Origin of the sequence: Rhodococcus pseudokoreensis (genome assembly GCF_017068395.1) — a bacterium.
Classification (GTDB): Bacteria; Actinomycetota; Actinomycetes; order Mycobacteriales; family Mycobacteriaceae; genus Rhodococcus_F; species Rhodococcus_F pseudokoreensis.
In genome coordinates this window covers 6,994,913-7,021,671 of sequence record NZ_CP070619.1, presented here as the reverse complement: position 1 = coordinate 7,021,671, position 26,759 = coordinate 6,994,913, and the positions used below count along the sequence as shown (strand labels likewise).

General features: G+C 68.3%; 26 protein-coding genes. 10 read left to right on the top strand and 16 right to left on the bottom strand.

Annotated features, from left to right (window positions below; genetic code table 11):
* Positions 1-2 precede the first annotated feature (2 nt).
* From JWS13_RS37180 to JWS13_RS37160, 5 genes are all read right to left on the bottom strand, one after another.
* On the bottom strand, positions 3-932 hold the full coding sequence (locus JWS13_RS37180) for an LLM class flavin-dependent oxidoreductase (protein WP_206010318.1): 930 nt from the start codon (positions 930-932) through the stop codon (positions 3-5).
* A 119-nt stretch (positions 933-1,051) separates the two neighbouring features.
* Positions 1,052-2,677 (bottom strand): ABC transporter substrate-binding protein, encoded by a 1,626-nt coding sequence (locus JWS13_RS37175; RefSeq protein WP_241032473.1) that lies wholly within the window; start codon positions 2,675-2,677, stop codon positions 1,052-1,054.
* 58 nt (positions 2,678-2,735) lie between these two features.
* Complete coding sequence (locus JWS13_RS37170) at positions 2,736-4,418, bottom strand: dipeptide ABC transporter ATP-binding protein (RefSeq protein WP_241032472.1); 1,683 nt, start codon at positions 4,416-4,418, stop codon at positions 2,736-2,738.
* The gene (locus JWS13_RS37165; protein WP_206010315.1) at positions 4,418-5,284 is read right to left on the bottom strand and encodes an ABC transporter permease; all 867 of its coding nucleotides are present in this window, start codon (positions 5,282-5,284) and stop codon (positions 4,418-4,420) included. Before JWS13_RS37165 ends, JWS13_RS37170 begins: the two co-directional genes overlap by 1 nt.
* Complete coding sequence (locus JWS13_RS37160; RefSeq protein ID WP_206010314.1) at positions 5,281-6,246, bottom strand: ABC transporter permease; 966 nt, start codon at positions 6,244-6,246, stop codon at positions 5,281-5,283. The genes JWS13_RS37165 and JWS13_RS37160 overlap by 4 nt, the downstream gene beginning before the upstream one ends.
* A gap of 246 nt (positions 6,247-6,492) precedes the next feature.
* On the opposite strand from JWS13_RS37160, the gene JWS13_RS37155 reads away from it, so the two are divergent.
* From JWS13_RS37155 to JWS13_RS37130, 6 genes are all read left to right on the top strand, one after another.
* Positions 6,493-6,885: a DUF3592 domain-containing protein gene (locus tag JWS13_RS37155; RefSeq protein WP_206010313.1), complete on the top strand. Its 393-nt coding sequence runs from the start codon at positions 6,493-6,495 to the stop codon at positions 6,883-6,885.
* Between the two features lie 43 nt (positions 6,886-6,928).
* Positions 6,929-7,846, top strand: a complete 918-nt coding sequence (locus JWS13_RS37150) for an LLM class flavin-dependent oxidoreductase (RefSeq protein ID WP_206010312.1) — start codon at positions 6,929-6,931, stop codon at positions 7,844-7,846.
* Between the two features lie 150 nt (positions 7,847-7,996).
* Positions 7,997-9,013, top strand: coding sequence for a methionine ABC transporter ATP-binding protein (locus tag JWS13_RS37145; RefSeq protein WP_206010311.1), 1,017 nt, complete (start codon positions 7,997-7,999; stop codon positions 9,011-9,013).
* Positions 9,010-9,699 carry a methionine ABC transporter permease gene (locus JWS13_RS37140; protein WP_206010310.1) on the top strand — a complete coding sequence of 230 codons (690 nt, stop codon included), beginning with the start codon at positions 9,010-9,012 and terminating at the stop codon, positions 9,697-9,699. The genes JWS13_RS37145 and JWS13_RS37140 overlap by 4 nt, the downstream gene beginning before the upstream one ends.
* A gap of 36 nt (positions 9,700-9,735) precedes the next feature.
* On the top strand, positions 9,736-10,662 hold the full coding sequence (locus tag JWS13_RS37135; protein WP_206010309.1) for a MetQ/NlpA family ABC transporter substrate-binding protein: 927 nt from the start codon (positions 9,736-9,738) through the stop codon (positions 10,660-10,662).
* On the top strand, positions 10,662-11,945 hold the full coding sequence (locus tag JWS13_RS37130) for an LLM class flavin-dependent oxidoreductase (protein ID WP_206010308.1): 1,284 nt from the start codon (positions 10,662-10,664) through the stop codon (positions 11,943-11,945). Before JWS13_RS37135 ends, JWS13_RS37130 begins: the two co-directional genes overlap by 1 nt.
* A gap of 23 nt (positions 11,946-11,968) precedes the next feature.
* Here the strand turns inward: JWS13_RS37130 and JWS13_RS37125 are convergent, their stop codons facing one another.
* From JWS13_RS37125 to JWS13_RS37115, 3 genes are read right to left on the bottom strand one after another with little or no spacing between them, the layout of a single operon-like run.
* The gene (locus JWS13_RS37125) at positions 11,969-12,679 is read right to left on the bottom strand and encodes a GNAT family N-acetyltransferase (RefSeq protein ID WP_206010307.1); all 711 of its coding nucleotides are present in this window, start codon (positions 12,677-12,679) and stop codon (positions 11,969-11,971) included.
* A gap of 9 nt (positions 12,680-12,688) precedes the next feature.
* A complete protein-coding gene (locus JWS13_RS37120; RefSeq protein ID WP_124389724.1) occupies positions 12,689-13,189 on the bottom strand; it encodes a flavin reductase family protein in 501 nt (166 codons plus the stop codon).
* Positions 13,186-13,695 carry an NADPH-dependent FMN reductase gene (locus JWS13_RS37115; RefSeq protein WP_072944117.1) on the bottom strand — a complete coding sequence of 170 codons (510 nt, stop codon included), beginning with the start codon at positions 13,693-13,695 and terminating at the stop codon, positions 13,186-13,188. The genes JWS13_RS37120 and JWS13_RS37115 overlap by 4 nt, the downstream gene beginning before the upstream one ends.
* A gap of 200 nt (positions 13,696-13,895) precedes the next feature.
* On the opposite strand from JWS13_RS37115, the gene JWS13_RS37110 reads away from it, so the two are divergent.
* The 3 genes from JWS13_RS37110 to JWS13_RS37100 are packed head-to-tail and all read left to right on the top strand — an operon-like array spanning position 13,896 to position 16,450.
* Positions 13,896-14,768, top strand: coding sequence for a MetQ/NlpA family ABC transporter substrate-binding protein (locus tag JWS13_RS37110; protein ID WP_420855035.1), 873 nt, complete (start codon positions 13,896-13,898; stop codon positions 14,766-14,768).
* Positions 14,769-15,791 carry a methionine ABC transporter ATP-binding protein gene (locus tag JWS13_RS37105; RefSeq protein WP_206010306.1) on the top strand — a complete coding sequence of 341 codons (1,023 nt, stop codon included), beginning with the start codon at positions 14,769-14,771 and terminating at the stop codon, positions 15,789-15,791.
* Complete coding sequence (locus tag JWS13_RS37100) at positions 15,788-16,450, top strand: methionine ABC transporter permease (protein ID WP_206010305.1); 663 nt, start codon at positions 15,788-15,790, stop codon at positions 16,448-16,450. Before JWS13_RS37105 ends, JWS13_RS37100 begins: the two co-directional genes overlap by 4 nt.
* 41 nt (positions 16,451-16,491) lie before the next feature.
* On the opposite strand, the gene JWS13_RS37095 is transcribed toward JWS13_RS37100, so the two are convergent.
* From JWS13_RS37095 to JWS13_RS37060, 8 genes are all read right to left on the bottom strand, one after another.
* On the bottom strand, positions 16,492-17,319 hold the full coding sequence (locus tag JWS13_RS37095) for an ABC transporter ATP-binding protein (protein ID WP_206010304.1): 828 nt from the start codon (positions 17,317-17,319) through the stop codon (positions 16,492-16,494).
* The gene (locus tag JWS13_RS37090; RefSeq protein WP_206010303.1) at positions 17,312-18,178 is read right to left on the bottom strand and encodes an ABC transporter ATP-binding protein; all 867 of its coding nucleotides are present in this window, start codon (positions 18,176-18,178) and stop codon (positions 17,312-17,314) included. The genes JWS13_RS37095 and JWS13_RS37090 overlap by 8 nt, the downstream gene beginning before the upstream one ends.
* Complete coding sequence (locus JWS13_RS37085; protein WP_206010302.1) at positions 18,168-19,025, bottom strand: ABC transporter permease; 858 nt, start codon at positions 19,023-19,025, stop codon at positions 18,168-18,170. The genes JWS13_RS37090 and JWS13_RS37085 overlap by 11 nt, the downstream gene beginning before the upstream one ends.
* A 6-nt stretch (positions 19,026-19,031) precedes the next feature.
* Positions 19,032-20,057 (bottom strand): ABC transporter permease, encoded by a 1,026-nt coding sequence (locus JWS13_RS37080; RefSeq protein ID WP_206010301.1) that lies wholly within the window; start codon positions 20,055-20,057, stop codon positions 19,032-19,034.
* Positions 20,054-21,577: an ABC transporter substrate-binding protein gene (locus JWS13_RS37075; protein WP_206010300.1), complete on the bottom strand. Its 1,524-nt coding sequence runs from the start codon at positions 21,575-21,577 to the stop codon at positions 20,054-20,056. The genes JWS13_RS37080 and JWS13_RS37075 overlap by 4 nt, the downstream gene beginning before the upstream one ends.
* Positions 21,578-21,613: 36 nt before the next feature.
* Positions 21,614-23,005 (bottom strand): LLM class flavin-dependent oxidoreductase, encoded by a 1,392-nt coding sequence (locus JWS13_RS37070; RefSeq protein WP_206010299.1) that lies wholly within the window; start codon positions 23,003-23,005, stop codon positions 21,614-21,616.
* A 150-nt stretch (positions 23,006-23,155) separates the two neighbouring features.
* Complete coding sequence (locus JWS13_RS37065; protein ID WP_206010298.1) at positions 23,156-24,520, bottom strand: aminotransferase class I/II-fold pyridoxal phosphate-dependent enzyme; 1,365 nt, start codon at positions 24,518-24,520, stop codon at positions 23,156-23,158.
* 42 nt (positions 24,521-24,562) lie between these two features.
* On the bottom strand, positions 24,563-25,261 hold the full coding sequence (locus tag JWS13_RS37060) for an alpha/beta hydrolase (RefSeq protein WP_206010297.1): 699 nt from the start codon (positions 25,259-25,261) through the stop codon (positions 24,563-24,565).
* A gap of 199 nt (positions 25,262-25,460) precedes the next feature.
* On the opposite strand from JWS13_RS37060, the gene JWS13_RS37055 reads away from it, so the two are divergent.
* Entirely contained in the window at positions 25,461-26,759 is a 1,299-nt protein-coding gene (locus JWS13_RS37055) for an O-acetylhomoserine aminocarboxypropyltransferase/cysteine synthase family protein (RefSeq protein WP_206010296.1), read from the top strand.

The following is a 26,759-nucleotide window of genomic DNA, read 5'->3' as shown; positions in this document are numbered from 1 at the left end:
GGTCAGCTGACCGGGAACGCGCTGCGGCCGCCGGACAGCACGGCCTCCGCCGCCTGCAGACCCAGACGGTCACGCAGGGTGCGCCGCGGGTCGTGGAGGATCGGCTCGCGGCGCACCGCGTCGAGCAGGGCGGGCAGATCGGGTGCGGTGAACCCGCGGATGATCACGCCGTCGGCCTCCGTCGCGGGCAGGGCGCTGCCGTGTGTCCACTGCCGATCGATCAGTAACACCTGGTCCCGGGCGGCGTCCGGGTCGAAGTGCGCCCGGTACCGGCGCACCGCGTTCTCGTCCGGAAGGATCACCGCGTCGGCGGTGCGCCGCGCCGCGATCTGTTCGGCCGCGGTCGCGGGGCGCCAGAAGACGGGCGGCTTGCGTTGCGGCGGCTCGGGAACGTTGAGCGGGCCGGAGACGGAGAAGATCTCCGAGTGATCGATGTGGACGATTCGTTCGGAGTCCGCGAAGATGCCGCGCTCGGCGTCGTCGACGATGCTGTCGCCGGGCCAGCTCTCCCACAACTTCCGGACCACCGACACGGCATCGGCCGCGGCGTCCACCGGGTCCGCGGTCGCCCAGCTTCCGGCGGAACGGTCGGGCGTCTCGACCAGCCATCCGGCCCTGCCGTGCGATCCGTGGTCGAGGGAGCCGAGCCGGCGCGCGAGATTGAACGGGTGATCACGGACGACGGCGCCGGCCACCACCAGTCCCACCGCGCTGGTGTGCCGGGCCAGGATTGTGGCGGCCGCCGTCGCATCGATCGCCGCGTGGCTCGATTCCCCCGCATCCGGGCGGGCACCGCCGAGAACGAGGAAATCGATTCCCGACTCGTCTATGCTGCGCCCGAACTCTTCTCGCCGCGCCCGCTGCCTCGGGTCGAGCACGTGCGTGACGACGGCTGCGTCGAGGTGCAGCCCGACGACGGAATGACGACTCATGACGGTTCCCCTCTCCGCGATTGCCTTTACCTTCCCAGAGCGTTGCGCCCGGGACGAGCATTGCGCTCAGTCTGATTGTGAGGCGAGATCGGGTGAAACAGTTTGCCCCACAGTGGCACTCACTTGTGTTCGGTCCACGTGTCGTAGAACCAGGGCACGGAGTTCGCCGCGTTGCGGAAATCGTGGATGTGCGGGGCGACGGCGAAGATCTGGGTGTCCAGCAGAAGGGGGATCGTGTAGGCGTTGTCGATGACGTGATCCTGAATCTCTTCGATCAACGCGATCCGCTTGGTCCGGTCCGTCTCGGTGACCTGCGATCGGAGCAGGCCGTCGAGGTACGGGTCGTTGCCCTCGAGCTGGAACAGATCGCCCTGGTCGCTGTCGTAGTTCTGGGTCAGCCGGAACGTGTCGGCGGTGGGCCACCCGTTCCGGCGCAGGCTCAGTTTCGGATCCGCGGTCGCCTTCGGGTAGTTCGCGAAGTCGGTCTGCTTCAGCTGCAGCGAGATCCCCACTGCACGCAGCTGGCGCTGGACCAGTTCGTACAGCGGCTTCGACGTGTGGTCGTAGACATCGATGTACAGGCTCAGTTCGAGCGGCCTGCCGTCCTTCTGCCGGATCCCGTCGGCGTCCCGCGTGGTCCATCCCGATGCGTCGAGTCGACGATTCGCCTCATCCGGGTCGAACCGCACCTCGTCGGAGCGGTCCTTCCACCCCAGCGCGCCCTCGGTGATGATGCTGTTCGCGGGTTTCCAGTTGTCGGAGTACAGCGTGGACACGATCTGGTCGCGGTCGATCCCGTACATCAGCGCCTTCCGGACATTGACGTCGTCGACGAAATCGGCGGTCTGCCGCACGTCGAGGACGTTGGCCAGACCCGGCGTGCGCAGACCCAGAACGGTGAAACCCTCCTTCTGCAGCAGGGCCTCGTCCGGGGGCTGGGTGTACCGGAGAGCGTCGCCTTCCCCGGAGCGCAACGCACCCACGCGGATGCTGTCCTCCTCGATCGGCACCACCGTGACCGACTCCAGGTACGCCTCACCCTGGTGCTTCGCGGTGGCGGGCGCCCAGTCGTACCCGCGGCGCTTGACGAGTTTGATCTCCTTGTTCGGGATTTCCGACTCCGCCACGAAGGGACCGCTGCCGATCAGATTGGTCACCACCGACTGATCTTCCTTGCTCGCGTCGATGGTGGCGTCCGCGACGAGGCCGGCGGTGTTCATCGACAACGCCGCCAGGAACGGGGCGTTCGGTTCCGCCAGATGCACGGTGACCGTGCGGGCGGCCGCGTCCGTGTCGACCGCCGTCACCTTCGGGAACCACGCGTTGCGGGGGATCCCCTTCGGCTTGTCCCCCTCGGCCAGCCACTCGATGTTGCGTTTCACGCTGGCCACGTCGAGGGCACTGCCGTCGCTGTAGGTGACGCCGTCCCGGATGACGAACTGATAGGTGGTTCCCGGCTCGTCGACTGTCCAGCTCTGCGCGATCCACGGCACGAACTCGAACGTGTCCGGGTCCTGGTACACGAGTCGGTCGAGGAGCTGATCCTTGACCAGACTGTTCTGCCAGTACGACACCTGGATCTGCATGGACGCCGTCACCTCGGCGTCGAGGTACACCAGGTCGCCGCCCGGCTTGACCTGCGATCCCGTTTCGGTGGCGCCGTGCGCCTGACTGCACGACGCCACCACCATCGTCGTCGCCGCGATGAACGCCGCCAGCCGGTAGCGTCCGAACCTGCGTGCCATGAGCCGTGAACCTCCGGGTCGGGTGAAGTGTGTCGGAATGCTGTGGGTGGCAGGCATGTCAGACGGTGAGCGGAATCCTGCCCGGGACCGCGTCGATCAGGCGCGCCGTGTACGGGTCGGCGGGGTTGCCGAAAACCTCGGCGACCGAACCGGACTCGACGAGGCGGCCGTGCTCGAGCACGGTCACCGTGTCCGAGATCTGACGGACCAGGCTGAGGTCGTGCGAGATGAACAGGTACGTCAAACCCAGCTGGGCCTGCAGATCCACCAGGAGGTCGACGATCTGTGCCTGCACGGTGACGTCCAGCGCCGACGTCGGCTCGTCCAGCACCAGGATCTCCGGGGCCAGGACGAGTGCGCGCGCCAGCACCACCCGTTGACGTTGACCTCCCGAGATCTCGAGCGGCCGCCGGCCGAGGACATCGGACGGCAGCGCGACCCTGTCCAGAACGTCGCGCACCGCGGCGACCCGGCTCGCCCGGTCACCCGATCCGACGATCCGCAGTGGCTCCTCGATCACGTCGGCGATGGTGTAGCGCGGGTCCATCGCGGCCAGCGGATTCTGCTGCACCGTCTGCAGCACCCGCGAGTTCCGGCGGTACGACCGTGGGTCGGACTTCAGCGGGCGGCCGTCGACGAGCACCTCACCGGAGTCGAACGTGCTGAGTCCGGCGATGATTCGCGCGGTGGTGGTCTTGCCGGAGCCCGATTCGCCGACCAGCGCGTGCGTGCTGCCGCGGGCGACGGAGAACGACACCGAGTCGAGTGCGGCCACCGTCGCCGGCCCGCCCTTGCCGCGCCGGCCCGTCGGGAACGTCTTCGTCAGGTTCCGGACCTCGAGCAGCGGTGCCGCCGACGGGTCCGCGCTGGGGCGTCGGCCGGCGTACTTGCCGGGTGAGAGCGCAGGCGCATCGCTCATCAGTCTGACGGTGTAAGGGTCCTTCGGGTGGTCGAGGACCTCGCCGGCGGGTCCGGCCTCGCGGACGCGGCCGTCGTTGAGGACCAGCACCGAATCGCTGTGGTCGCGCACCAGTGCCAGGTCGTGGGTGATGAACAGGATGCCGAGACCGAGTTCGTCCTGCAGGTCGGCGAGGAGGTCGAGAATGCGTTTCTGCACGGTGACGTCGAGCGCCGACGTCGGTTCGTCCGCGACGAGCACCGCAGGCTCGACCGCGATCGCGATGGCGATGAGCACCCGCTGCAGCTGGCCACCGGACAGCTGGTGCGGGTACGCGCGTGCGCGTTCGGCGGGATTGCGGATCCCCACCCGGTCGAGCAGGCGCGTCACCTTCGTCCAGACGTCCCGGCGGGTGGCCCGCCCGTGCACGAGGAGGGTCTCCGCCACCTGGTCGCCGACGCGTTGCAGGGGGTCGAGTGAACCGAGCGGATCCTGCGGCACGAATCCGATGGTGCCGCCGCGCAGCTCACGCCACTGCTTCTGCCCGTACCCGGTCACGTCCCGGCCCAGAATGTGCACGCTGCCGGACGAGATCCGGCCGTTTCCCGGCAGGAGTCCGATGGCGGCCCGCGCAATGGTCGTCTTCCCCGAACCCGACTGGCCGACCACGGCGAGCGTCTGTCCGCGCTCGAGTTGGAAGCTCACGTCGTTCACCACCTGCGCGGCGGGCAGGTGCGGGGAGTCGGGCGCGTACTCGATGTGCAGGGACCGGGCGACGATCAAGGGCCCGCCGTCCCGCTGCCCGGCCGAACTCGTGACCGGTGCTTCCGCGATCGCTGTCATCAACCCACCTGCTTCCGGACGATCTGACTCAACTTGCCGACACTGAGCACGGTCAGGATGATGACCACGCTCGGGAACGCCACCAGCCACGGCGCGGTGGCGATGTAGTTGCGGCCCTCCGCGATGAGAAGGCCCCATTCCGGGTTCGGCGGCTGGGCGCCGTACCCGAGGAAACTCAGCGCCGCGATGGAGAGGATCGCGGAACCGAACTGCAGCGCCGCCAGCGACAGCACCGAGGAGTACGCGTTGGGCAGGATGTGCCGTCCCAGCAGCCAGATCCTGTTGGCACCGAGATGTTCACTGGCCTCGACGAACGGCTGATGCTTGATCGTAAGGACCTCCGACCGCATCAACCGGCAGAACACCGCTACGGAGGAGACCCCGACGGCGATGGCGGCGTTGACCGTTCCGAAGCCCAGCGCGACGATGATCGTGATCGCCAGCAGCAGAGCCGGAATGGACAGCAGGACGTCGACGACGCGGCTGACCACCGTGTCGTAGGCGCGGCCGAAGTACGCCGAGGTCAACCCGAGCACACTGCCGACCACCAGTCCGAGGATCACCGCGATGACCGACCCGCTGATGGTGGTCGCCGCACCGTGGATGACGCGGCTGAGCACGTCGCGGCCGATGTAGTCGGTACCGAACGGGTGGCCGAGGCTCGGCCCCTCCAGCGGATGCTCCGGCGACTCGGCGAGCGGATCGAACGGCGCCAGCACTCCCGGCAGCAGAATGCACAGCAGCACCAGGAGCAGAAACACCACGGACAGGACGTCGCCGACGCTCAGCCCGTGCCTGCGCATCCACGACAGTCGCGGCGCGGCAGGACCGACCGGTGAGCGCCGCACAGGCGCGTCAACACTCATGCTGTGACCACTTTCTTGTCCGGCGCGAAGGAGATCCTCGTGTCGATCAGCGGGTACGCGAGATCGGCAAGCAGGTTCGCGACCACGAAGATGACCGACACCAGAATCACCACCGCCTGAATGACAGGGGTGTCCTGATTGCGGACAGCCTGTTCGGTGAGATATCCGATTCCGGTGCGGGAGAACACCGTTTCGGTGATCACGGACCCCGCGAGCAGCTCCCCCACCGTGATGGCGACGATCGTGATGGTCGGGATCGACCCGTTCTTGAGGACGTGCCGGAAGATGATCCGGTTCTCCGTCAGCCCCTTCGACCGCAATACGTCGACATACGGTTGACCCGACGCGTTGTGCAACCCCTGGATGAGCACCTGCGCGATGGGCGCGGACACGGGAATCGCCAGCGCGATCGCCGGCAGGATCACCGAGCGCACCCCTTCGTCCCTGATGGCGGAGACCAGCCCGAGTTCGAACGCGAAGAACTGCAGCAGCAGAAGGCCGACGATGAACGAGGGTGTCGACAGAAACGCCGCCGGAATGGCACGCGCGGCCTCCCGGATGCGTGCCGCCTTCGCGAACACCGCGGTCAGCGCGATGGCGAACGCGAACACGATGGCGAGCAGCAGCGCCGTGGACGCCAGTTTCAGCGTCGAGGGAAGCGCCGAGAACAACAGGAGTTCGACAGATTTGCCCGACGTCAGCGAGTAGCCGAGGTCGCCGTGCACGAACAGTCGTTGCACGGAGATCGCGAACTGCTCGAATGCCGACTTGTCGAGGTTGTAGTAGGCGATCAGCGTTTCGGCGTCCTCCGCCGAAATCGGGTTCTCGGGACTGTTGATCTGCGATTCGATCGGGTTGCCGGGAAGAACGTTGAGTACGAAGAACACGTGGGTGTAAGACAGGGCGATCACGACGAACGCCTGCCCCACCCGTCGCGCCAGGTACCAGTAGTTCGGTCTCATTGCGCGCACCTTCGGGACATGCTGCCGGATGTGGGAGTTCTGCGAAGTTTCTCGCACGGCCACCGTAGGCCGTGGACCACCGGTTATCCGAGTCTTCCACTCGTCCTGATTTCAACGCACAGCCTAAATCTCTGGTGTCCAACACCATTCGTGCACGGCCGACGAGTGCACATGCGGAAACGGTGTTCCGCTCACGCTGCGGGGAAGGCTGTACGACCCCACCGCCGCGGCCGTAACGTCGCCCGTGTGGTCACCGTCTGGATCATCGCGGGTGCGTTCCTCCTGTTCCGTGGGATTCCGGGCGTCGTCGCGCTGTGGCGGTCCCGGTCGTGGACCGGGTCCGAATGCTCGGTCGTCGACGTACGACCCGCGGTCACGTACGCGTACCGGGTCGGGGGCGACGAGTTCACGGGCCGGCGAAAGACATTCGATCCCGGACCGGCACTCGGCGCCGCCCTGCCCGACGCCGGCAGGAACGAATTCGTTGCCGGACAGGTCCTCTGGCTGTGGTACGACCCACAGGATCCTCGGGCCAGCGTCCTTCGGCGCAGTGCGTCCGTATCGATGCTCCTGGTCGCGCTGGGACTCACCTCCCTCGCCCTCGCGATCGTCCCCCTCTTCTCAGGAGATACCCCTTGACACCACGACAGCCGACCCTCGAATCGAGAACGGGAGACCCCCGATGAGTGTGATCCAGCGGAGCAGGACCTTCTACGGACTCGCGCTCGGTGAGCACGTGCTCGTCGACGCCATCCGCCGCGGCCGGGTCGACGAACTCGCCGCATTCGTCGACCGAACCGGGGCGGACTTCGTCCTCGTCGGCGCCGAACGGGTGTCGCGGAGCGCTCCCCGGCCCACCGCGGCCCTGTCCCCCAGTGTGTCCGCCGCGGCGCTGATCGCAGCAACGGCCGACGTCGGCGTGTTCGTCACCGCCGTCCCCCACCTCGACCACCCGTACAACCTGGCCCGCCGCCTGGCCTCGCTCGATCACACCAGCCGCGGCCGCGTCGGCTGGCTCACCGGCGTCGAGGACCGGACGGCGCCGGGCAACCTGGCCCGGGAAGGGGTCTGGATCGAGCCCGGACCGAGTTCCGCGGTGACGACCGACGCGATCCACGCCTCCCGCACACTGTGGGAAAGCTGGCCGGCCGACACGATCCGTGGACGCCCGGGCGACGTGCGCTTCGCCGACTCCGACCGCATCGTCTACGCCGACCACCAGGGGATCTTCGACATCGCCGGCCCGCTCAACGTCCCCACACCGCCGCAGCAGAAGATCCCCGTCGCGTGGTGGGCGCAGGAGGGTGACGACATCGTCTCCGCCGCCGAGGTTTCCGACATCGTCGTACTGGCAGGCAGCGACATCGACCGGCACGGCCCCGCCGTGCGTGAGCGCGCCCTGCTGTTCGTCGTCGACGATCCCGACGCCACCGGGGTGGACGGCCACATCGCGACCGTCACCGACCTCGACGCCGGCTTCTCCGCATGGCCGAAGCCGTCCAAGCCCCGCGGGTACCGGCAGCGGTCGCTCCGGGCGACGCTGCGGCTGCCCGATCCGGCACCGGCCCCGGCCCACCGCCGCCCGGTATATCCCGGATAGTGAGCGCACGTTCTGATCAAGTCGATTCTTAGACATGACTTTCCGTTTACCCACGCCTATCGTTTCGGAAGCCCACTGGCCTACCCACAGGCCAGGACTCCCTCCCGGCGGCCGACCCGCGGTGCCGTCATCCGATACAGGTGGTGCAGCATGATCGAAGTCCGTTCCGTCACGAAACGATTCGGGAAGAGAACCCGCTCCGTCGAGGTGCTCCACGACATCGACTTCTCCGTCGGCACCGGGCAGATCGCGGCGGTGATCGGCCAGAGCGGGGCGGGCAAGACCACGCTGTCGCGGATCATCAGCCTGCTCGAGCGTCCGTCCGAAGGGCGCATCCTCCTCGACGGGACGGACGTCTCCGGGCTGTCCGAACGGCGGTTGCGGGATCAGCGCCGCGCGATCGGCACGATCTTCCAGGCGTCGAGCCTCCTCGCCCGGCGCACCGCCGCCGAGAACGTGGCGCTGCCGCTGGAATTCGCCGGCGTCGGCCGCGCCGAGCGACGGGCACGGGTCGCGGAACTCCTCGAGCGGGTGGGCCTGTCCGAAAAGGCCGACCTCTACCCCCGGCAACTGTCCGGCGGGCAGCGGCAACGCGTGGGCATCGCCCGCTCGCTGGCACTGGCCCCCAAGGTCCTGGTGTCGGACGAGGCGACGTCCGGACTGGACCCAGCCACCACCCGATCCATCCTCGCGTTGCTGCGCGAACTGCGCGACGACCTCGGGCTGACGATCGTGCTGATCACCCACGAAATGGACGTCGTCCGCCAGGTCGCCGACGTGGTCACCGTCCTCGACGCGGGACGGGTCGTCGAATCGGGCCCGGTGATCGACCTCCTCCGCGACCCCCGTTCCGAACTCGGCGTCGGGCTGCTCCCGGACCGTTCCCACATCACCGCGGAAGACCGGGACGTGCTGTGGCACGTCACCTACGGCTCCGACACCGTCCCCACCAACTGGATCGAACTTCTCGGCACGGCCACCGGCCGGTCGATCGGGATGCTGTCCGGGACCGTGGAGTCGGTCGGCGGACGCCCGGCGGGCCGCGTCACCATCTCGGTCGCCGGTGACCATCCGTCCGTCGGGGAGTTCCTGTCCTCGTGGGGCCTGCACGGAACACGAGTCGACGACAACGCCACCGTCCTGGCCACCGAGGAGGCGGCGGCATGAGCGCCGGCAGTGCCGTCCTGGCCATCTCGACCCCGGTCGAGGAACTTCCCGAATTGTTCCTGCCCGCCCTGCAACAGACCGTGCAGATGGTCGGGATCACGGTGATCCTGGCCATCCTGCTGGGCACTCCGCTGGCGGTCGTCCTGCACAACACCGCTCCCCGCGGACTGTTTCCCAACCCCGCGATCAACGCGGTCGCCGGCTGGGTGGTCAATCTCGGCCGATCGCTGCCGTTCCTGGTGCTGATGGCCGCCATCATCCCGTTCACCCGCTTCGTCGTCGGCACGTCGCTCGGGGTGCAGGCGGCGGCCGTGCCGATGACGCTGGCCGCCACCCCGTATGTCGCGCGTCTGATCGAGAATTCGCTGCGGGACGTTCCACCCGAGGTCGTGGAAGTGGGCCGCGCATCGGCCGGCTCCAACTTCCAGATCATCCGCAAAGTGCAACTCCACGAGGCGGTCCCGACCATCATCGGCGCCCTGACGATCGCGTTGATCGGCATCCTCGACATGTCGGCGATCGCAGGCGCGGTGGGAGCCGGCGGCATCGGCAACCTCGCCATCGCCTACGGCTACAACCGTTTCGACAACACCGTGATGATCACGACGGTCATCGCGCTCGTGGTGCTGGTCCAGGTCATCCAACTCGTCGGCGATCTGGCCGCCCGCCTCACCAACCGGCGCTGAGCCTTTCACTCCCACCCAGATCAGAGGACTACACCCATGACGACTCGACCCCGCTCGGTGACGCGCGCCCGCGCTGTCGCGGCAGGCGGACTGACGGCCACCCTGCTGCTCCTCCTGACCGCGTGCGGCGCGGGCGGCGGCAATGACCGCACCGAGGGCGACGGCCCGCAGACCACGTTCAAGATCGGGTACACCGCCGGATCGATCCTGGACGAGAAACTCGCCAAGGAGGTCGCGAAACTCGCCCCCGACCACGGCATCACCGTCGAACCGGTGCAGATCGAGGATTCGAAGCTGAAGAACCTCGCGGTCTCCCAGGGCGACATCGACGCCAACCACAGCCAGCACCAGGAGTGGATGCGGGTGCAGAACGAGGACGGCAACCTCGGACTGTATGCGGCCGGCGACTGGTACGTCCTGAAATTCTCGGGCTATTCCGAGAAGTACGACAAGCTCGAGGATCTCCCCAAGGGCGCGAAGGTCGCGATTCCCGACGACCCGTCGAACCAGGCGCAAGCCCTGCAGACGCTGCAGGACCTCGGCCAGTTGACCCTGAAGGACGGTGTCGATCCGTCCCGCGTGACCATCCGCGACGTGAAGGACAATCCGAAGTCGTTCGAGTTCACCGAGGCCGCGCTGGCGCAGTTGCCGCGTACGCTTCCCGACGTCGACCTGGCGCTGGGCTGGCGGTCCAACTTCGACCTCGCCGACGTGCCGGACGACAAGATCGTCTTCAACGCCCCCGCCTACGAGCTGTATTGGATCGAGGTCGTCATCAACGAGAAGAACAAGGACAACCCCGATTTCGCGCCGCTCCTCGACACGTACCACGACCCACGGATCGGCCAGTTGATCGACAGCGACCCGTTCTTCTCCCGGGTGGCGCAGAGCATCGAATCGGCGCGGGCCACCGACCGGACCCAGACGAACGTCGACGGCGCCGCCGCGAAGCCCGCCGGCTGATGCCCGCGCAACGAGAGGTCATCCTCAACGTCAACGTGCTCGACGTGGGGTTCCACCCGTCCGCGTGGCGGGCCCCCGATCTGCACCCGACGTCGTTCATCGACCCGGACTACTACACCGAGGTCGCGAAGATCGCGGAACGCGGCACGCTGGACGCGCTGTTCCTCGCGGACGGTCCCGCGCTCCGCGAGGATCCGGCCGTCAAGCCGACCAGGGCGCTCGAACCCACCACCGTTCTCGGGGTGGTGGCGAGCGCGACGGAGCACCTCGGGCTGATCGGCACGGCGTCGACGACGTTCAACGACCCATTCGACCTCGCGGACCGGTTCCTGTCCCTCGACGTCGTGTCCGGCGGGCGGGTGGCGTGGAATGTGGTGACCACGTTCCACGCCGGGACGGCCCACAACTTCGGTCTCTCCCGGATTCCCGACCGCGAGTCGCGGTACCGCCGGGCCACCGAGTTCGTGGACGTCGTCACGGCGCTGTGGGAATCGGCGGCCACCGGTGACCCGGTGCACCACGACGGGGAGTACTTCCACGTGCACGGCGTGCTGCCCGTACCGCCGTCGCCGCAGGGTCACCCGCTGCTCGTGCAGGCCGGCGGTTCACCGCAGGGCCGCGCGCTGGCCGGACGAAGCGCCGACGCGGTGTTCTCGGCAGAGCTCACGCTCGACGCCGGGCGGCAGCACTACCGGGAGGTGAAGGACGTCGCGCGCGCGGCCGGTCGCGACCCCCGGTCGGTGAAGATCCTTCCCGGCCTCGTCACGGTGGTGGGCAGCACGGAGGCCGAGGCCGTCGCGCGCTACGAGGACTGGGAGTCCAAGGCCGCCGGCGGTTTCTCCGCCGAGCGGCTCGGCGGGATGCTCGGCGTCGATCTGAGCTCGCTCGACCCGGACCGGCCGATTCCGGAGGACCTGCTGCTGGCGCCCGTCGACCCGTCGTTCTCCGGTTCCCTCGGGTTCCGGGAAGCCGTCGTGCGGCTGGCACTGGAGAGCCGGTACTCGGTGTCCGAACTGCTGCGCAGAGCAGGCGGCTTCGGCCACCGGCTCGTCGTCGGCTCCCCCGAACAGATCGCCGACACCATCGAAGAGTGGTTCGTGGCGGGCGCGGCGGACGGATTCAATCTGATGCCGGACGGATTTCCCTCCGGCCTCACCGATTTCGTCGACCACGTCGTGCCGCTGCTCCGCGAGAAGGGGATCTTCCGGCACGAGTACGCGGAGTCCACGCTGCGAGGGCGCTTCGCGCCCCGTGAGTGGTTAGTGAGTCCAGAGACTCGTTAACCACGCACGGGCGGCGGAGCCGCCTACGCGGGTGTCCGGACGACGGTGAGGGCGGACTGCCTGCGGAGGGTGAAGCCCAGGCTCTCGTACAGCCGGATCGCCGTCGTGTTCGACTGCGCGGCGTGCAGGAACGGCGTCTCCCCGCGGGCGCGGATACCGGCCCCGACGGCGCGGACGAGCCGGGCACCGAATCCGCGGCCCCGGAAACGCTCGTCGGTGCAGACCGCGCTGATCTCGGTCCAGCCGGGCGGATGCAGCCGCTCTCCCGCCATCGCGACGAGTTCGCCGTCGACCCGGAACCCGAGGTAGGTCCCCATTTCGATGGTCCGCGGCAGGTAGGGTCCGGGCCGGGTGCGGCCGATCAGATCGAGGATCTCCGGAACATCTTCTGCGCCGAGGACTTCGGCGTCCGGGTCCGGCTCGACGTCCAGCGCGGTGCCGTCCATCTGGACCAGACCGAACGTGTCCAGGACCTCCCAGCCCGGCGGCGGCGTGTGACCGAATCCACGGAGCGCGGCCGTCGCGGACGGGCCGAGCAGTGCCGCCAGGTCCGTCCAGTCCTCGTCCACCAGGGCGTCCGGGTGGCCGACGTGCGGCGCGACGTCCGGGTGATACCGCGCCACCCGGCCCGACCACCGGGCGAAGTGCGCGTGCTCGCCGCGCAGGGATTCACGAATCGCGTCGTCCAGAGGATGGACGTCCGTCTCGGCCGGGGCCGCCAGTTCCGTGGTCATCGCACTCGGTTACGACGCGACGGTGCGGAGCCAGCGGAACCGGCTGCGGTGGAACACGATCGGTTCGATCTCCGACTGCACCCGCAGCTCGTTGATCCGCAGGACCACGATCGCGTGATCGCCCGCGGGCACCTGCTGGGTGACGGTGGTGTCGAGCCACACCGAGGCGCCGTCGATGAACAACGCACCGCCGTCGGTGGTCTCGGTGTCGAGGCCGGCGAACCGGTCACCGGTCTTCGCGGCGAGGACCCGGGCGGCGGCGTCGTGCGCCTCCCCGAGGACGCTGATCCCGACGTGCTCGAGGTCCGCGAGCTTCGGCCACGTCGTGGACGTGTTCTGCACGCAGAACGCGACCAGCGGCGGCTCCAGCGACACGGGCACGAATGTGCTCGCCGCCATCCCGATGCGCTCACCGTCGACTTCGGCGCAGACGGCGACGACACCGCTCGGGAAATGCCCGAACGCCTCCCGCAGCGAAGCCTTGTCCACCGTGCCGTCAGCCTGTGTCATGAGAGTTCCGTCCGTGTCCGGGCCGCCGCGGTGAGGATCGAACCCCACCGCTCGGCGTAGTCGGCGATGCGTGTGTCGGTCGTGTACGCGGTGTCGATGAGGTAGAGGCCCGGCGCGGGGGCCGTCGCGCCCAGTTCGACGAGCACCGGCTTGAGCAGCAGGTCCGGTGCCATCGCGTGCGCGGGCCCGGCCCCGAGCATCAGCGGCACCACCACGACGTCCTTCAGGCCGTCGCCGGTCGCGAACTGGTCGAGGAACAGTTTCAGCACGCCCGTATACGACGCCTTGAACGTGGGGCTGGCGAACACCACGAGATCCGACGACGCGACCGTCTCCACCGCCGCCGCGACCTTCTCGTCGCCCCACCCGAGCAGTCCCGGGCCGAGCTCGATCACGTCGACCGTGGAATCCACGGCGGCGCCCGTCACCGCGGCCGCGACCAGACCGGCCGCGTCCAGCGTCCGTGAACCGGGCTTGGGATTGCCGGCCACTACCGTTACCTTCATTGCTTCATCACCTCTCGCATGCGTACCCCGCCACCCTAGAGCACTCCGCGGTTGCGGTCGAATAATGCAGGGCAGGAACACAAGTCGGTAGCGCCGTCTTCGAATCACACCGATCGAAACCATTCCCCGCGACGACGGAACGGGCTAGGTTGCCTGTGGCCGCACTCCGTGGCCGTCCGATCGATCGTTGGGATTGTCGCGTGAAGTTCAGCCGTACCCTCGCCCTCGCCGCCGTTCCCCTCATGGCGGCACTGACAGCGTGCTCCGGTGGATCCGGCGACGCCGGCGGCGACACGGTCCGGATCGGCACCACCGAGGCCAGCGACCGTTCGTGGGAGATCTTCGAGGACAAGGCGAAGGACGCGGGCATCACGCTCGACGTCGTGAACTTCTCCGACTACTCGCAGCCGAACATCGCCCTGTCGCAGGGGCAGATCGACGCCAACCTCTTCCAGCACCTGCAGTTCCTCGGCGAGTACAACACCGGCGCCGACGACGACCTCACCCCGATCGGCGCCACCCAGATCGTGCCACTCGGCCTGTACTCGCAGAAGCACCAGAGCCTGGCCGACATTCCCCGGGGCGAGGAGATCGCGATCCCCAACGACCCCAGCAACCAGGCCCGGGCCCTGTTCGTGCTGAAGGGCGCAGGCCTGCTCACGCTGACCGGCGACAACCCGTCCCCCACCCCGGCCGACATCGACGCGAACGCGTCCAAGGTGAAGGTGACCCCCGTCGACGCCGCCCAGACGGCGCTGTCACTCGCCTCCGTCGACGGCGCGATCGTCAACAACACGTTCCTCGAGCGTTCGGGCATCGACCCCGCATCGGCTCTCTACAAGGACGACCCGTCGAGCCCCGCCGCCGAGCCGTACATCAACACGTTCGTCACCCGCTCGGAGGACAAGGACAACGCGACGTACCTCGAACTCGTGAAGATCTGGCACGACCCCGAAATCCAGGCCGCCGTGCGGGAGGAGTCGAAGGGAACGTCCGTCGAGGTCGAGCGCGACGGTGCCCAGCTCCAGCAGATCCTGTCGCGGGTCGAAAAGGGAATTCGTTCGGCGAAGTAGATGGCACCGATCGTCCGATTCGAATCCGTCACCAAGACCTTTCAGGCCGGAAAGCAGACTCTCACCGCCGTCGACGACGTCGATCTCACCATCGAACGAGGTGAGATCTTCGGCGTCATCGGCTACTCGGGCGCCGGGAAGAGCACACTGGTCCGGCTGATCAACGGCCTGGAACGACCCACCGGTGGGCGCATCGTCGTCGACGACGTCGACATCACCGCGCTGCCGGAATCGAAACTCCGGCACGTGCGCGCGGAGATCGGCATGATCTTCCAGCAGTTCAACCTGTTCCGCTCCCGCACCGTCGCCGGGAACGTGGCCTACCCCCTCGTCGTGGCGGGCTGGCCGCGGCAGAAGCGCCGCGAACGCGTCGCCGAACTGCTCGCGTTCGTCGGCCTGTCCGACAAGGCGCGGGCCTACCCCGACCAGCTGTCCGGCGGGCAGAAGCAGCGGGTCGGGATCGCCCGGGCGCTGGCGACGTCGCCGGACCTGCTGCTCGCCGACGAGTCCACCAGCGCCCTGGACCCGGAGACCACGCAGGACGTCCTCCGCCTGCTCCGCAAGGTCAACCGGGAACTCGGCGTCACCATCGTGGTGATCACACACGAAATGGACGTCGTGCGGGCCGTCGCCGATCGCGTCGCCGTCCTCGCGGAGGGCCGCGTCGTGGAACTCGGCACCGTGTTCGACGTCTTCTCGGAACCGCAGACGCCGGCGTCGAAGAGTTTCGTCAGCACGATCCTGCGCAACCGCCCCGACGCCGCCGACCTGGACCGGCTCCGCGCACGCTTCGGCGGCCGGATCGTCACCGCCGACGTGCGGGACGGCAGCCGCATCGGCGACGTCCTCTCCGATGCCGGCGGGCACGGCGTCCGCTTCGAGATCGTCTACGGCGGCATCACCACCCTGCAGGACCGCTCGTTCGGCAGTCTCACGCTCGAACTCGTCGGCCCGGACGACGGCGTCGACGACGTGATCCGCCGGTTGCGGGCCGTCACCGACGTCGAGGAAGTACCGGCATGACCACGAACTGGGACAAACTGCGCCCCGTGCTGTTCGAATCCATCGGCACCACCATCTACATGGTGCTGATCACACTGGTGGTCGGCGGGCTGATCGGGCTCGTGGTGGGCACGCTGCTGTACGCCACCCGGAAGGGCGGGATCCTCCAGAACACGGTCGCCCACACGGTGCTGAACGTCCTGGTGAACATCGTGCGGCCGATTCCGTTCATCATCCTGCTCGCCGCGCTGGGGCCCGTCACCCTCGCCGTCGTCGGCCGGACCATCGGCACCGAGGCGGCGATCTTCGTGATGATCATCGCGTCGTCGTTCGCCATCGCCCGCATCGTGGAACAGAACCTGGTGACCGTGGATCCCGGGGTGATCGAGGCGGCCCGCGCGATGGGCGCCGGTCCCCTGCGGATCATCGTCACCCTGCTGATCCCCGAAGCCCTGGGCCCGCTGATCCTCGGCTACACGTTCGTCCTCATCGGCATCGTGGACATGTCCGCGATGGCGGGCACCATCGGCGGCGGCGGGCTCGGCGACTTCGCTCTCGTCTACGGCTACCAGCGCTTCGACTGGCAGGTGACCCTCGTCGCCACACTCGTCATCATCCTGCTCGTCCAGGCCTCCCAGTTCTTCGGCAACTGGCTGGCGCGAAAGGCGTTGCGCCGCTGACCCCTGTGAGTACTTGTTAACCGCCGGCGGTTAACAAGTACTCACGGGAGGCGGAGCCTCAACTCCCGGCGACGCTCGCGGGTCACGGCGCCACCGCTCAGGGTGGGCGCCGATCCGACGAGGAGCGCGGTGTAGGGGTGCTGGGGATCGGAGATCACCTGGTGGGTCGGTCCGTCCTCGACGATGTTGCCGCGGTACAGCACGACGATCCGGTCGACCAGCGCGGCGACGGCTCCCAGGTCGTGGGAGATGAACAGCTGAGCGAGTTGCCGCGAATGCCCGAGTTCGGTGAGCAGTTTCAGGATCTGGATGCGGTTGACCGAGTCGAGGGCGCTCACCGGTTCGTCGAGCAGCAGCAGCGCCGGATCCAGCACCAGGGCCCGTGCGATCGCGATCCGCTGACGCTGCCCACCCGACAGTTCCGCGGGAATCCTGACCGCGATGTCGGCGTCGAGTCCGACGCTGCTCAGCACCGCCGCGACCTTCGACCGCACGACGTCACGGTCCAGCCCGCCGCGCACGATCAGCCCCTCGGCGATCGACTCGCCCACCGGGATGTCCGGGTCGAGGCTCAGCAGCGGGTCCTGGAACACGTACTGGACGGTCCCCGTCCGCCGGTGCGCCCGGCGTTGCGCGGCGGGCAGGTCGTCGACGCGCTGGCCACCGATCTCGATCGATCCGGCCGTCGGGGTGATCAGCCCGAGAATCGTGCGGGCCAGTGTCGTTTTCCCGGAGCCGCTTTCGCCGATCAGACCCACCTTCTCGCCGGCGTCGATCGTCAGGTCGACGCCGTGCAGAATCTGCCTGCGGTCCCCGCGGAGCCCACGCTCCACCCGGACATCGGTCATGCGCAGCAACGACTCAGACACGGGCGGCCTCCTGCCCGGTGAACGACTCGAGGCCGTATTCGCGATGGTTGTCGACGAGTTGGCGGGTGTACTCGTGCCGCGGCGCGGTGAGCAGGTCTTCCGCCCGCCCGGACTCGACGACGGCGCCGTCCCGCATGACGATCACGCTGTCGCAGACCTGGGCCACCACCGCGAGGTCGTGGGAGACCAGGACGAGGGCGAGGCCCAGTTCTTCGCGCAGGTCCTCGAGGAGGTCGAGGACCTCGGCCTGGACGGTGACGTCGAGAGCGGTGGTCGCCTCGTCCGCGATCAGGAGTTCCGGCTCCGCGGAGACCGCGATCGCGATGAGCACCCGCTGGAGCATGCCCCCGGACAGTTCGTGCGGGTACTGGCGGTACACGGTGTCCGCGTCGGTCAGGCCCATCTTCCGGAACAGTTCGAGCCCGCGTCGCTTGGCGTCGGCGCGGGACAGTCCGAGCGTGGACCGGAGTGCCTCGGCGAGTTGTTCGCCCACGCGGATGGACGGGTTCAGGTAGGACGCCGGGTCTTGGAACACTGCGGCGATGCGGGTGCCGCGCAGGGGTCGCCACTGTTTGCGCCCGAGGTCGGTGAGTTCGATGCCGTCGAAGTCGATCGAGCCTGCGGTGACGTCGATTCCGCCGGGCAGGATTCCGAGGATGGCACGGCAGGTCAGCGATTTTCCGCTTCCCGATTCGCCGACGATCCCGAGCGCCTCGCCGGGCGCGAGGGAGAAGTCGACGCCGCGGACCAGTTCGGTTCCGTCGTCGAGGGCGATCCGTAGATCGCTGACGGTGAGCACCGGCCTGCGGGGGCGCGTGGTCTCCCGCGCCGAAGTGGCATCGAGTGTGTCAGTGGACATCCGAGGTGACCTCCTCTTTCCTGGGGGCGCGTCGTGCGGGTCGGCCGGTCGCGTCCCGCAGTGCGTCGGCGATGGCATTGAGCGCCCACACGGTCGCCACGATCAGCAGCGCGGGGACGACGGGACCGAACGGAACCTGGTAGAGGTACTGCAATCCGCTGGCGAGGAGTCCGCCCCAGGTGGGGTCCGGCGGGACGACGCCGATCCCGAGGAAGGTCAGCGAAGACACGATGACGAGGCTGGCCCCGGTCATCGCGGCGAACGTCACCCCGACCGCGGGCAGCACCTTGCGCACCGCGTGACGGCGGATGATCCAGGACGTGTCGGCGCCCATCAGTTCGGCGGCCTCGACGTATTGGGAGTTGGCCACGGTCAGCGCCGCGGCGCGCGTGACTCGGTAGAACGCGGGCGCGATGAGGATGCCGACGGCGAACATCGCCTGCGCGAGTCCGTTTCCGAGCAGCGCGGTCATCGCGACGGCGAACACGAGGAACGGCAGCGTGATGAGCGCATCCATCAGCCGGAGCGTGAACCATCCCACGCTGCGCCCGAGATACACCGACAGGAAGCCCGGGATCACGCCGAGGAGGAATCCGACGACGACGCACTGCAGCGCCGACAGCACCGACACGGTCGAACCCGCCAGCAACCGGCTGAACACGTCCCGCCCGACGTTGTCCGTCCCGAGCCAGTGAGTTCCACTCGGGCCCTGCAGGATTGCTGCCGTGTCCTGCTCGAGCGGGTCGAACGGCGCAAGCACGGGCCCGAAGACCGCGAGCACCACGATCAGCCCGAGGACGATCACCGCGGCGCGAGCGGAGTGATAGCGCAGAATTGCTGTGAGCATGGGATGTCAGTCTCTCCGCTTGGTGGCCGGCTGCAGGACGCTCTGGGCGATGTTGACGACGATGTTGCAGAACAGCACGAACACGATCGCCACGACGAGCGTTCCCTGGACGATGGGAACGTCCCCGCGCAGCGCCGAATCGGCGGCGAGCCGACCGAAGCCGGGCATCGAGAACATGGTCTCCATCACGACGGCGCCGCCGATGAGCGTGGGGATCTTCATGCCCAGGATCGACAGTGCGGGACCGCTGCCGTTGCGCAGGGCGTGCACGAACAGGATCCGTGACGGACCGATGCCCCGCACCACCGCGCCGGTGACGTAGTTCTGATCCAGTTCCGCGACCAGTCCGGTGCGGAGTTGCCGCGCGATGTCGGCGACGACGTCCATGCTCAGCGCGATCGCGGGCATGATGATCAGCGACAGCCAGCGGCCGAAGTTCTCGTCCGGCGGGACGTATCCGGCCGACGGCAGCCAGTGCAGCCCGACGCTGAAGACGAGGATCAGTCCGATGGAGATGACGAACGGCGGCAGCGTCGACGCCACCGACGTGTAGGCCGTGATCGCCCGGTCGAGCAGGCTGCCCTTGTAGACGGCAGCCAGCACCCCGAGCCCGACACCGAGGACGAGTCCGATGACCAGCGCGACACCGGCGATGGAAGCGCTGACGGCGAGCCGTTCACCGATCAACTCGCTGACCGGGATCTTGCTGAACCACGAGACACCGAGGTCGCCGCTCAGCATGCTCGACATCCAGTCGACATACTGCTGCCAGACCGGCTTGTCCAGCCCGAACTCGGCGTTGATCCGGGCGATCGTCTCCGGGGTCGCGGCGTCACCGGCGATGCCGGCGGCCGGATTCAGCCCGCTGGCCGCACCGAGCAGGAACGTGATCAGGGTGGAGAACAGGAAGACCGGGACCACGATCAGCACGGTGCCGAGCACGACCCGCGCTGCCGTGCCGAGCGCGCCCGCATGCACCGGGAGAGCGAATGTCCTCCCGGTGCCTGCGGCCTCGATGTCTGCGGTGGTCACGAGACCGTGACGCCTTCCCAGCGAACCTGGGACGGCAGGATGTTGAGGTTCTTCAGATCCGGGTTGGACACGATGATCCACGGGTTGCTGAAGAGGTAGTTCGTCGGCGACTGTTCGACACCGACCTTGACGGCCTGCCACAACCGCGGCTTGTACTCCGGGTCCTCGAGCGGGGTGCGGCGCACGGTGTCGAGTGCGGCGGTGAACTCCGGCGACGCGTGCGGGCCGCTGAGGTTCATGATGCCTTCCGGACCGTAGACGGCGAGCAGGTTCTGCACCGGGGACTCACGTCCGATGGTGCCGTCCGTGGCCAGCTGCGGGTTCTTCGCGATGTAGACCTCGCTCTGCCACGTCGACGACCCGGGTGGGACCACCTTGATCGTGGACTCGACGCCGATCTTCTTCAGCTGCGACTGCACGAGTTCCGCACGGTTGGTGGCCGCCGACTGCGCCGTGATCTCGATCGACAACTGCCCGGGCGCGTAGCCCGCCTCGGTGAGGAGACGAGATGCCTTGTCGGGGTCGTAGTTCCAGATCTTCTCGATCTCCGGGTTGAACGCGAGGTACCCGTCGGGGAACGGCTGGCTGGTGGTGCTCCCCAGCCCGTTCGTGATGACGTCGACGAACGCCTGGCGGTCGAATGCGTACCGGAACGCCTCGACGATCTTCGGGTTGTCGAACGGCGCCTTGTTGAGGTTGATGGACACGTCGTTCGCGGCGAGCGACGGCTTCACGGTCACGTCGAGACCGGCGGCCTCGGCTTCCTTGGACTGCAGCGCGGGCAGCGTCGCGAAGTCGATGGAGCCGGACTGGACACCGGCGACGAGGGTGGCCGGGTCCGGGGCGACGCTGAGTTCGAAGTGGTCGATGTGGATGTTCTCGGCGTCCCAGTAGTTCGGGTTCTTCTCGAAGTACGCGTGATCCTCGGCGACGAAATCGGTGATCGTGAACGGACCCGCTCCGACCGGCCACACGCTGAGCTTCTGCGGGTCGGCGGCCGCCGTCGGGCTGGCGATCGCACCGGTGCGCCCGGCGACCAGGTACGGGATCTGGTAGTCGGCGTCGGCCAGGTGCAGCGTGACGTCGGTGGCGCTGTCCGCCGTAACCTCGGTGACGCCGGCGAGCTGATCGCGCAGGAACGAATCGTCCTGGGTCTTACCCCGGTCGAAGAATGCCTTCACCGCCTGCGAATCGAGGGCGGTCCCGTCGGAGAACGTCAGACCGTCACGCAGGCTGAACGTCACCGCGGTGCCGTCGGCGTTGTACTTCCAGCTCTCGGCGAGCGACGGTTCGACGTTGCCCTCGGCGTCGAGCCGGGTCAGCGACGCATACGCGAGGCTGATGGTGTTGATGTCGTTTCCGGTCCGGCTCGTCACCGGGTCCCAGGAAGTGGGGAGGTTGAACGCCCACTTGACCTCGGCGCCGTTCGAGCTGCTGCCACCGCCGCATGCGGTGGCGACGAGACCGACGATCACTCCGAGTATTACGGCGCCGGCGATCCGCCGGCTCTTCTTGCTCACTGGGTGCTCCTGACCATGCAAAAGTGGGGTGGTGATTCAGACGCTCGCGGACAGCGACGCGGCGGTGCCGGGAAGCGGGGCGGGATCGATTCCCTCACTCCGCGCACGGGTGTAGCGGTTCTCCGCGAAGGGCAGGCCGAGGTTGCCGCGCAGGGTGTCCTGTTCGTAGTCCTCCCGGACCACACCGCGCTCACGCAGGATCGGCAGCACCTCGTCGACGAAGCGGCGAAACTGCGCCGGGTGACCGATGTGGATGTTGATGCCGTCGAGGGCGTGACCGTCCAGCCAGCGCTGCAGTTCGTTCGCGACGGTCTCGGCGCTGCCGGTGAACGGCGACGTCTTCGGCGCGCTGAGCGCCTCGACGGTCTGCCGCAGCGTCAGCCCGCGGCCGACGGCGAGGTCGGTGATCTTCTTCGCCTGCGTGTAGAAGCTCCGCTCGGCGTGCTGCAAGGCCTCGGTGGGGAACGGCGCGTCGAGGTCGTACTGCTGGAAGTCGTGCCAGCCGAACGGCCGGCCGAGTTCCCGCAGAGACCTGCCGAAGTCGTTGTCCGCCAGCTGGGTCGCGCGCTCGATCTCGCGGGCATCGGCGTCGGTGTCGCCCACGGTGACGTTGACGCCCGGCAGGACCACGATGTCCTCGGGGGCGCGCCCGTACGCCGCGGCGCGGGTCTTGATGTCCGCGTAGAACGCCGCTCCCGCCTCGAAACTGGGTGCGTGGGTGAAGATCCCGTCGGCGATGCGCGCTCCGAGGTCGCGGCCCTGGTCGGAGTCGCCGGCCTGGAAGATCACCGGCCGGCCCTGCCGTGAGCGTTCGATGTTGAGCGGGCCCACCACCGAGAAGTGCTCGCCCCGGTGGTCGAGGGTGTGCAGCTTGTCCGGGTCGAGGAAGCGGCGGGCGTCCCGGTCGCGCGGGAACGCGTCGTCCTCGTACGAATCCCACAGCGCCTTGACTACCTCGACGTGTTCGAGTGCCCGGCCGTAGCGGGTGGCGTAGTCGTAATGCTCCTCGAGGCCGTAGTTTCCGGCGGTGCCCGAGTCGCCACTGGTGACGACGTTCCAGCCGGCGCGGCCGCGGCTGATCAGGTCGAGGGACGCGAACCGTCGCGCGAGGTTGAACGGCTGGTTGAACGACGTGGTCAGGGTGCCGACGAGTCCGATGTGCTCGGTGGCCACGGCGAGCGCCGACAGCAGGGTCAGCGGCTCGAGCCGGTTCAGGTAGTGCGGGGGCGAATCGGGGGTGATGAACTGGCTGTCGACGATGAACACGAGGTCGAACCGCGCCTGCTCCGCCAGACGCGCGTACTCGATGTACCAGTCGATGTCGACGCTGGCGTCGCCGGGGATCTCCGGATCCAGCCAGGTGTACGGGTGCCCGGGACCACCCGTGGGGGTGAGGACAGCTCCCAATTTCAGTTGCCGTCTCGTCATGTTCTCGCTCCTTCGTCGTCCGCCGTCAGGCACCTGCCTCGGCACGCCGCGTTGAAGTGTATGGAGCAAACAGACGCGTGCAGAGTATTAAATTCTCGATGTTTCAAAACATATTTCGTATGTCCCGCAGTGCTGCCGAACAAAATCCGATCAGTCGAAGAACTCGCGCGACGACTCCGCTACCGCCACCGCGACGACGTCGGCGAGCTGCCCGATCAGCTCGGCGTCGTCGGGCAATTGGGTGGCCGACAGGCGCAGCAGCTGACGTGCGGGTGACCGCACGAACGACCGCGATCCCGCTCCCACGGAGATGCCCTGCCGCGCCAACGCGACCAGCGCCGCTGTCTCGTCCGACACCGTCACCCACACGACGAGACTGTGCGGGCCGGCGAAAGCCTCGATGCCGCGGTCGATCAGGGCCTCGAGCAGCGTCGTGCGCCTGGTGGCGTAGCGTTCGTGTGCCGCCGTGACCGCGTATTCGGCGTCGGCGCTGCCGATCAGGTGGGCGAGGGTGTTCTGCAGGATCCGGCTGTTCGAGCCGACGCCGTGACTGCGCACCTTCATGGCCTTCTCGATCAATTCGCGGGAGCCGCCGAGCACGGACGTCCGCACGTCGATCCCGTACGCCTTGCAGTAGCTGCGGATCCGGACAACACGCTGCGGCAGTTCGCATCCCAGCGACGGCGGCTGGTCCGGTTCGAGCGGTCCGATCGAGTCGTCCTCGACCACCCAGACCGCCGGATGCCGTCGCAGCACGTCGGCGAGTTCGCGGGTGCGCCGCGCGCTGACCGCGTGGTCGACGGCGAACGGCGCCCCGGGCTGGAACACGAACAGAACCGCACCGGCCGTCAGGGCCTCGTCGAGCGCGTCCGGCCGGGGACCGTCGCGGTCGGCGCCGACGCCGACCGCATCCAGTCCCAGGTCGCGGAGAGTGTCGAGCACGCCCGGGCCGAGGGGCTCGTCGACCGCCACCCGGGACCCGGGCGGCGCCGCCGCCTCCACCGCCAGCAGCAGCGCCTCGGTGCCACCACCCGCGGTCGCCCAGGCCTCCGGTTCGAACGGCCACCCCGGCGCGACGGCGTTGCGCAGCCGCTCGGTCATCAGTTCCCGCCCGAACACATTCAACGTCTCGGCGTCCAGGCTGGACAGCAGAGCGTCGGACAGGGACGGCTGCAGCGCCAGGTCGGGCGCGTTCTGCGCCAGGTCGACACCGCGCCAGTCGGGGATGCCGCGCTCGGGCACACTGTCGAGCGGCGGAAGTACGACGGTGCCGCCGCGGCGGCGGGTCTGCACGAAACCCTGCTCCTGCAACCGGCCCCACGCGGTGACGATCGCACCGACGCTGAGGTCGGTCGCTTTCGCGAGTGCGCGGACGGTCGGCAGGCGGTCGCCGGGGCTCAGCTCACCCGACCGGATGAGGTCGGCGACGGCGTCGGCGAGTTCCGCGGTGCGGCCGTCGATTCGTTCGAGCAACCACTCCGGAGCAATCGTCTCCGACTCCAGCACCGCTGACATCCACACCCCTTCGATCGACAACCACTACCGGCCCCGCCCGGGTCATTGCGCGAGTGCGCCCGCCGGGTCGCGGAGGAGGACGTCGGGCGTGCCGGGCAGTCGCAGACGCTCGAGGAACTGCACGATCTCGGCAGCGACGGACCGGTGGGACACGTCGTTGAGAATGTCGTGCCGGCCGTCGTTGACGACGACCACCCGGGCACCCGGCAACGCGGACGTGACCGCGAGGACGTCCGCCACCGGGCTCAGGACGTCGGCGCCGCCGTGGACGACGAGGACGGGAACCTGCACGTGGGTCAGCGAATCCGCCGTGGCGACCGGCGCCTCCTCTCCGAGCGTGCCGCGGTCGAGCGCGCCCTCCTCGGCCAGGACGCCCCGGTGCACCGGACACGCGGAGCGAATCTCGAGTTCGCCCTCCCACCCTCCGGTGACGGCGTCGGTGCCCGCGACGAGGAGACCGGCGGCCACGACCCCGGACACCGCCGGATGGGTGGCGGCGAGGTCGAGCGCGGTGAGCGCGCCACTGTCCGACCCGACGACGGTGAGCGGGAGACCGGACTCGGCGTCGGCGATCAGCCGAGCGGCCGCGGCGGGATCGTTCTCCACCACCGCGACGCGGTAACCGTCGAACGCGATCCGCCGGGCGAACCTGCGGTACACGTGAGCATGCTCACCTCGGCCGGCGACGACGATCACCGAGCCACGCGCGGTCGCTTCGGGTTCCAGCCAGTCGATGTCCACTGATTACCTCACTCGGGGTGGTTGTTCGCAGGATTGACTGCGTCACCCTGACTCACCCGCGCGCGGTGAAACAAGAGTAATGCTCGAGCAGAACAAAACGCGTGTCTTCTCGTCGCACTTCGTGTTTTGTTCCGAACATATTCGTTTTGTGATCGACCCCCCGCCAATCAAGAGTATCGACGAAGGGACAGGCACACCGATGCCCGAGACCACAGGGTTCGCGACCCGGCAGGTCCGCACCGGCTATCAGCCCGGCACGCCGCAGAACACCGCGATCCCCCCGATCTACCAATCGGTTGCCTACGACTTCGGCAGCTTCGACCAGGCGCGGGACATCTTTTCCCTGCGCCGCAAGGGAAACCTGTACAGCCGCACAGGGAACCCCACCCAGGCCGTGTTCGAACAGCGTCTCGCCGACCTCGACGGCGGTGTCGCCGCGCTGGCGACCGGGTCCGGGCAGTCCGCCGTCGCCGTCGCCCTCCTCACTCTCGCCAAGTCGGGGCAGCACATCGTCGCGGCGCGGCAACTGTACGGCGGAACCGTCGACCTGCTCACCGACACGTTCGCGGACTTCGGGATCGACGTCACCCTCGTCGACCAGGACGACCTCGACGCCTGGCGTGCGGCCGCGCGCCCCGAGACCCGGGCCTTCTTCGCCGAGACGATCGGCAACCCCGTCGCCTCCGTCCTCGACGTCCGGGCCGTCGCCGACATCGCCCACCAGGCCGGGGTCCCGCTGATCGTCGACAACACGATCGCCACCCCGTACCTGCTCCGCCCCAAGGACTTCGGCGCCGACATCGCCGTGTACTCGGCCACCAAATTCATCGGCGGGCACGGAACTTCGCTGGGCGGGGTGATTGTCGACCTCGGCACGTTCGACTTCGGCGCGGAGCCGCGGCGGTGGACCCAGTTCACCGAGCCGTACCCGCGGATCGGCGACCTCGTGCTGTGGGACGAGTTCGGTCGCGACCGGAGCGCGTTCCTGGTGTACGCGAAGACGAAGGTCGTCCACGACCTCGGACCCGCACTGTCGCCGTTCAATTCGTTCCAGCTGCTGCAGGGGCTGGAGACGCTGGACCTGCGGCTCGAGCGGCAGGTCGGCTCGGCGCTGGCCATCGCCCAATTCCTGGACGGTCATCCCGCGGTCGCGAAGGTCAACTACCCGGGCCTGCCGCAGAACCGGTGGCACGACGCCGCCCGCAAGTACCTGCCGCGGGGCGCCGGCTCGGTGTTCTCCTTCGATCTCGCCGTCGACGACGCGAAGGTCGCGAAGTTCGTCGACTCGCTGCAACTGTTCGCCATCGTCGCCAACATCGGCGACGCCCGCTCGCTGGTGGTGCACCCCGCCACCACCACGCACAGCCACCTCGACGACACGCAACGCCGCGACGCCGGATTCGGCTATCGCACCGTCCGATTGTCCGTCGGACTGGAAAACCTGGAAGACCTCGTCGACGATCTGCGCGCGTCGCTCGACGCCATCACGGAGGAATGA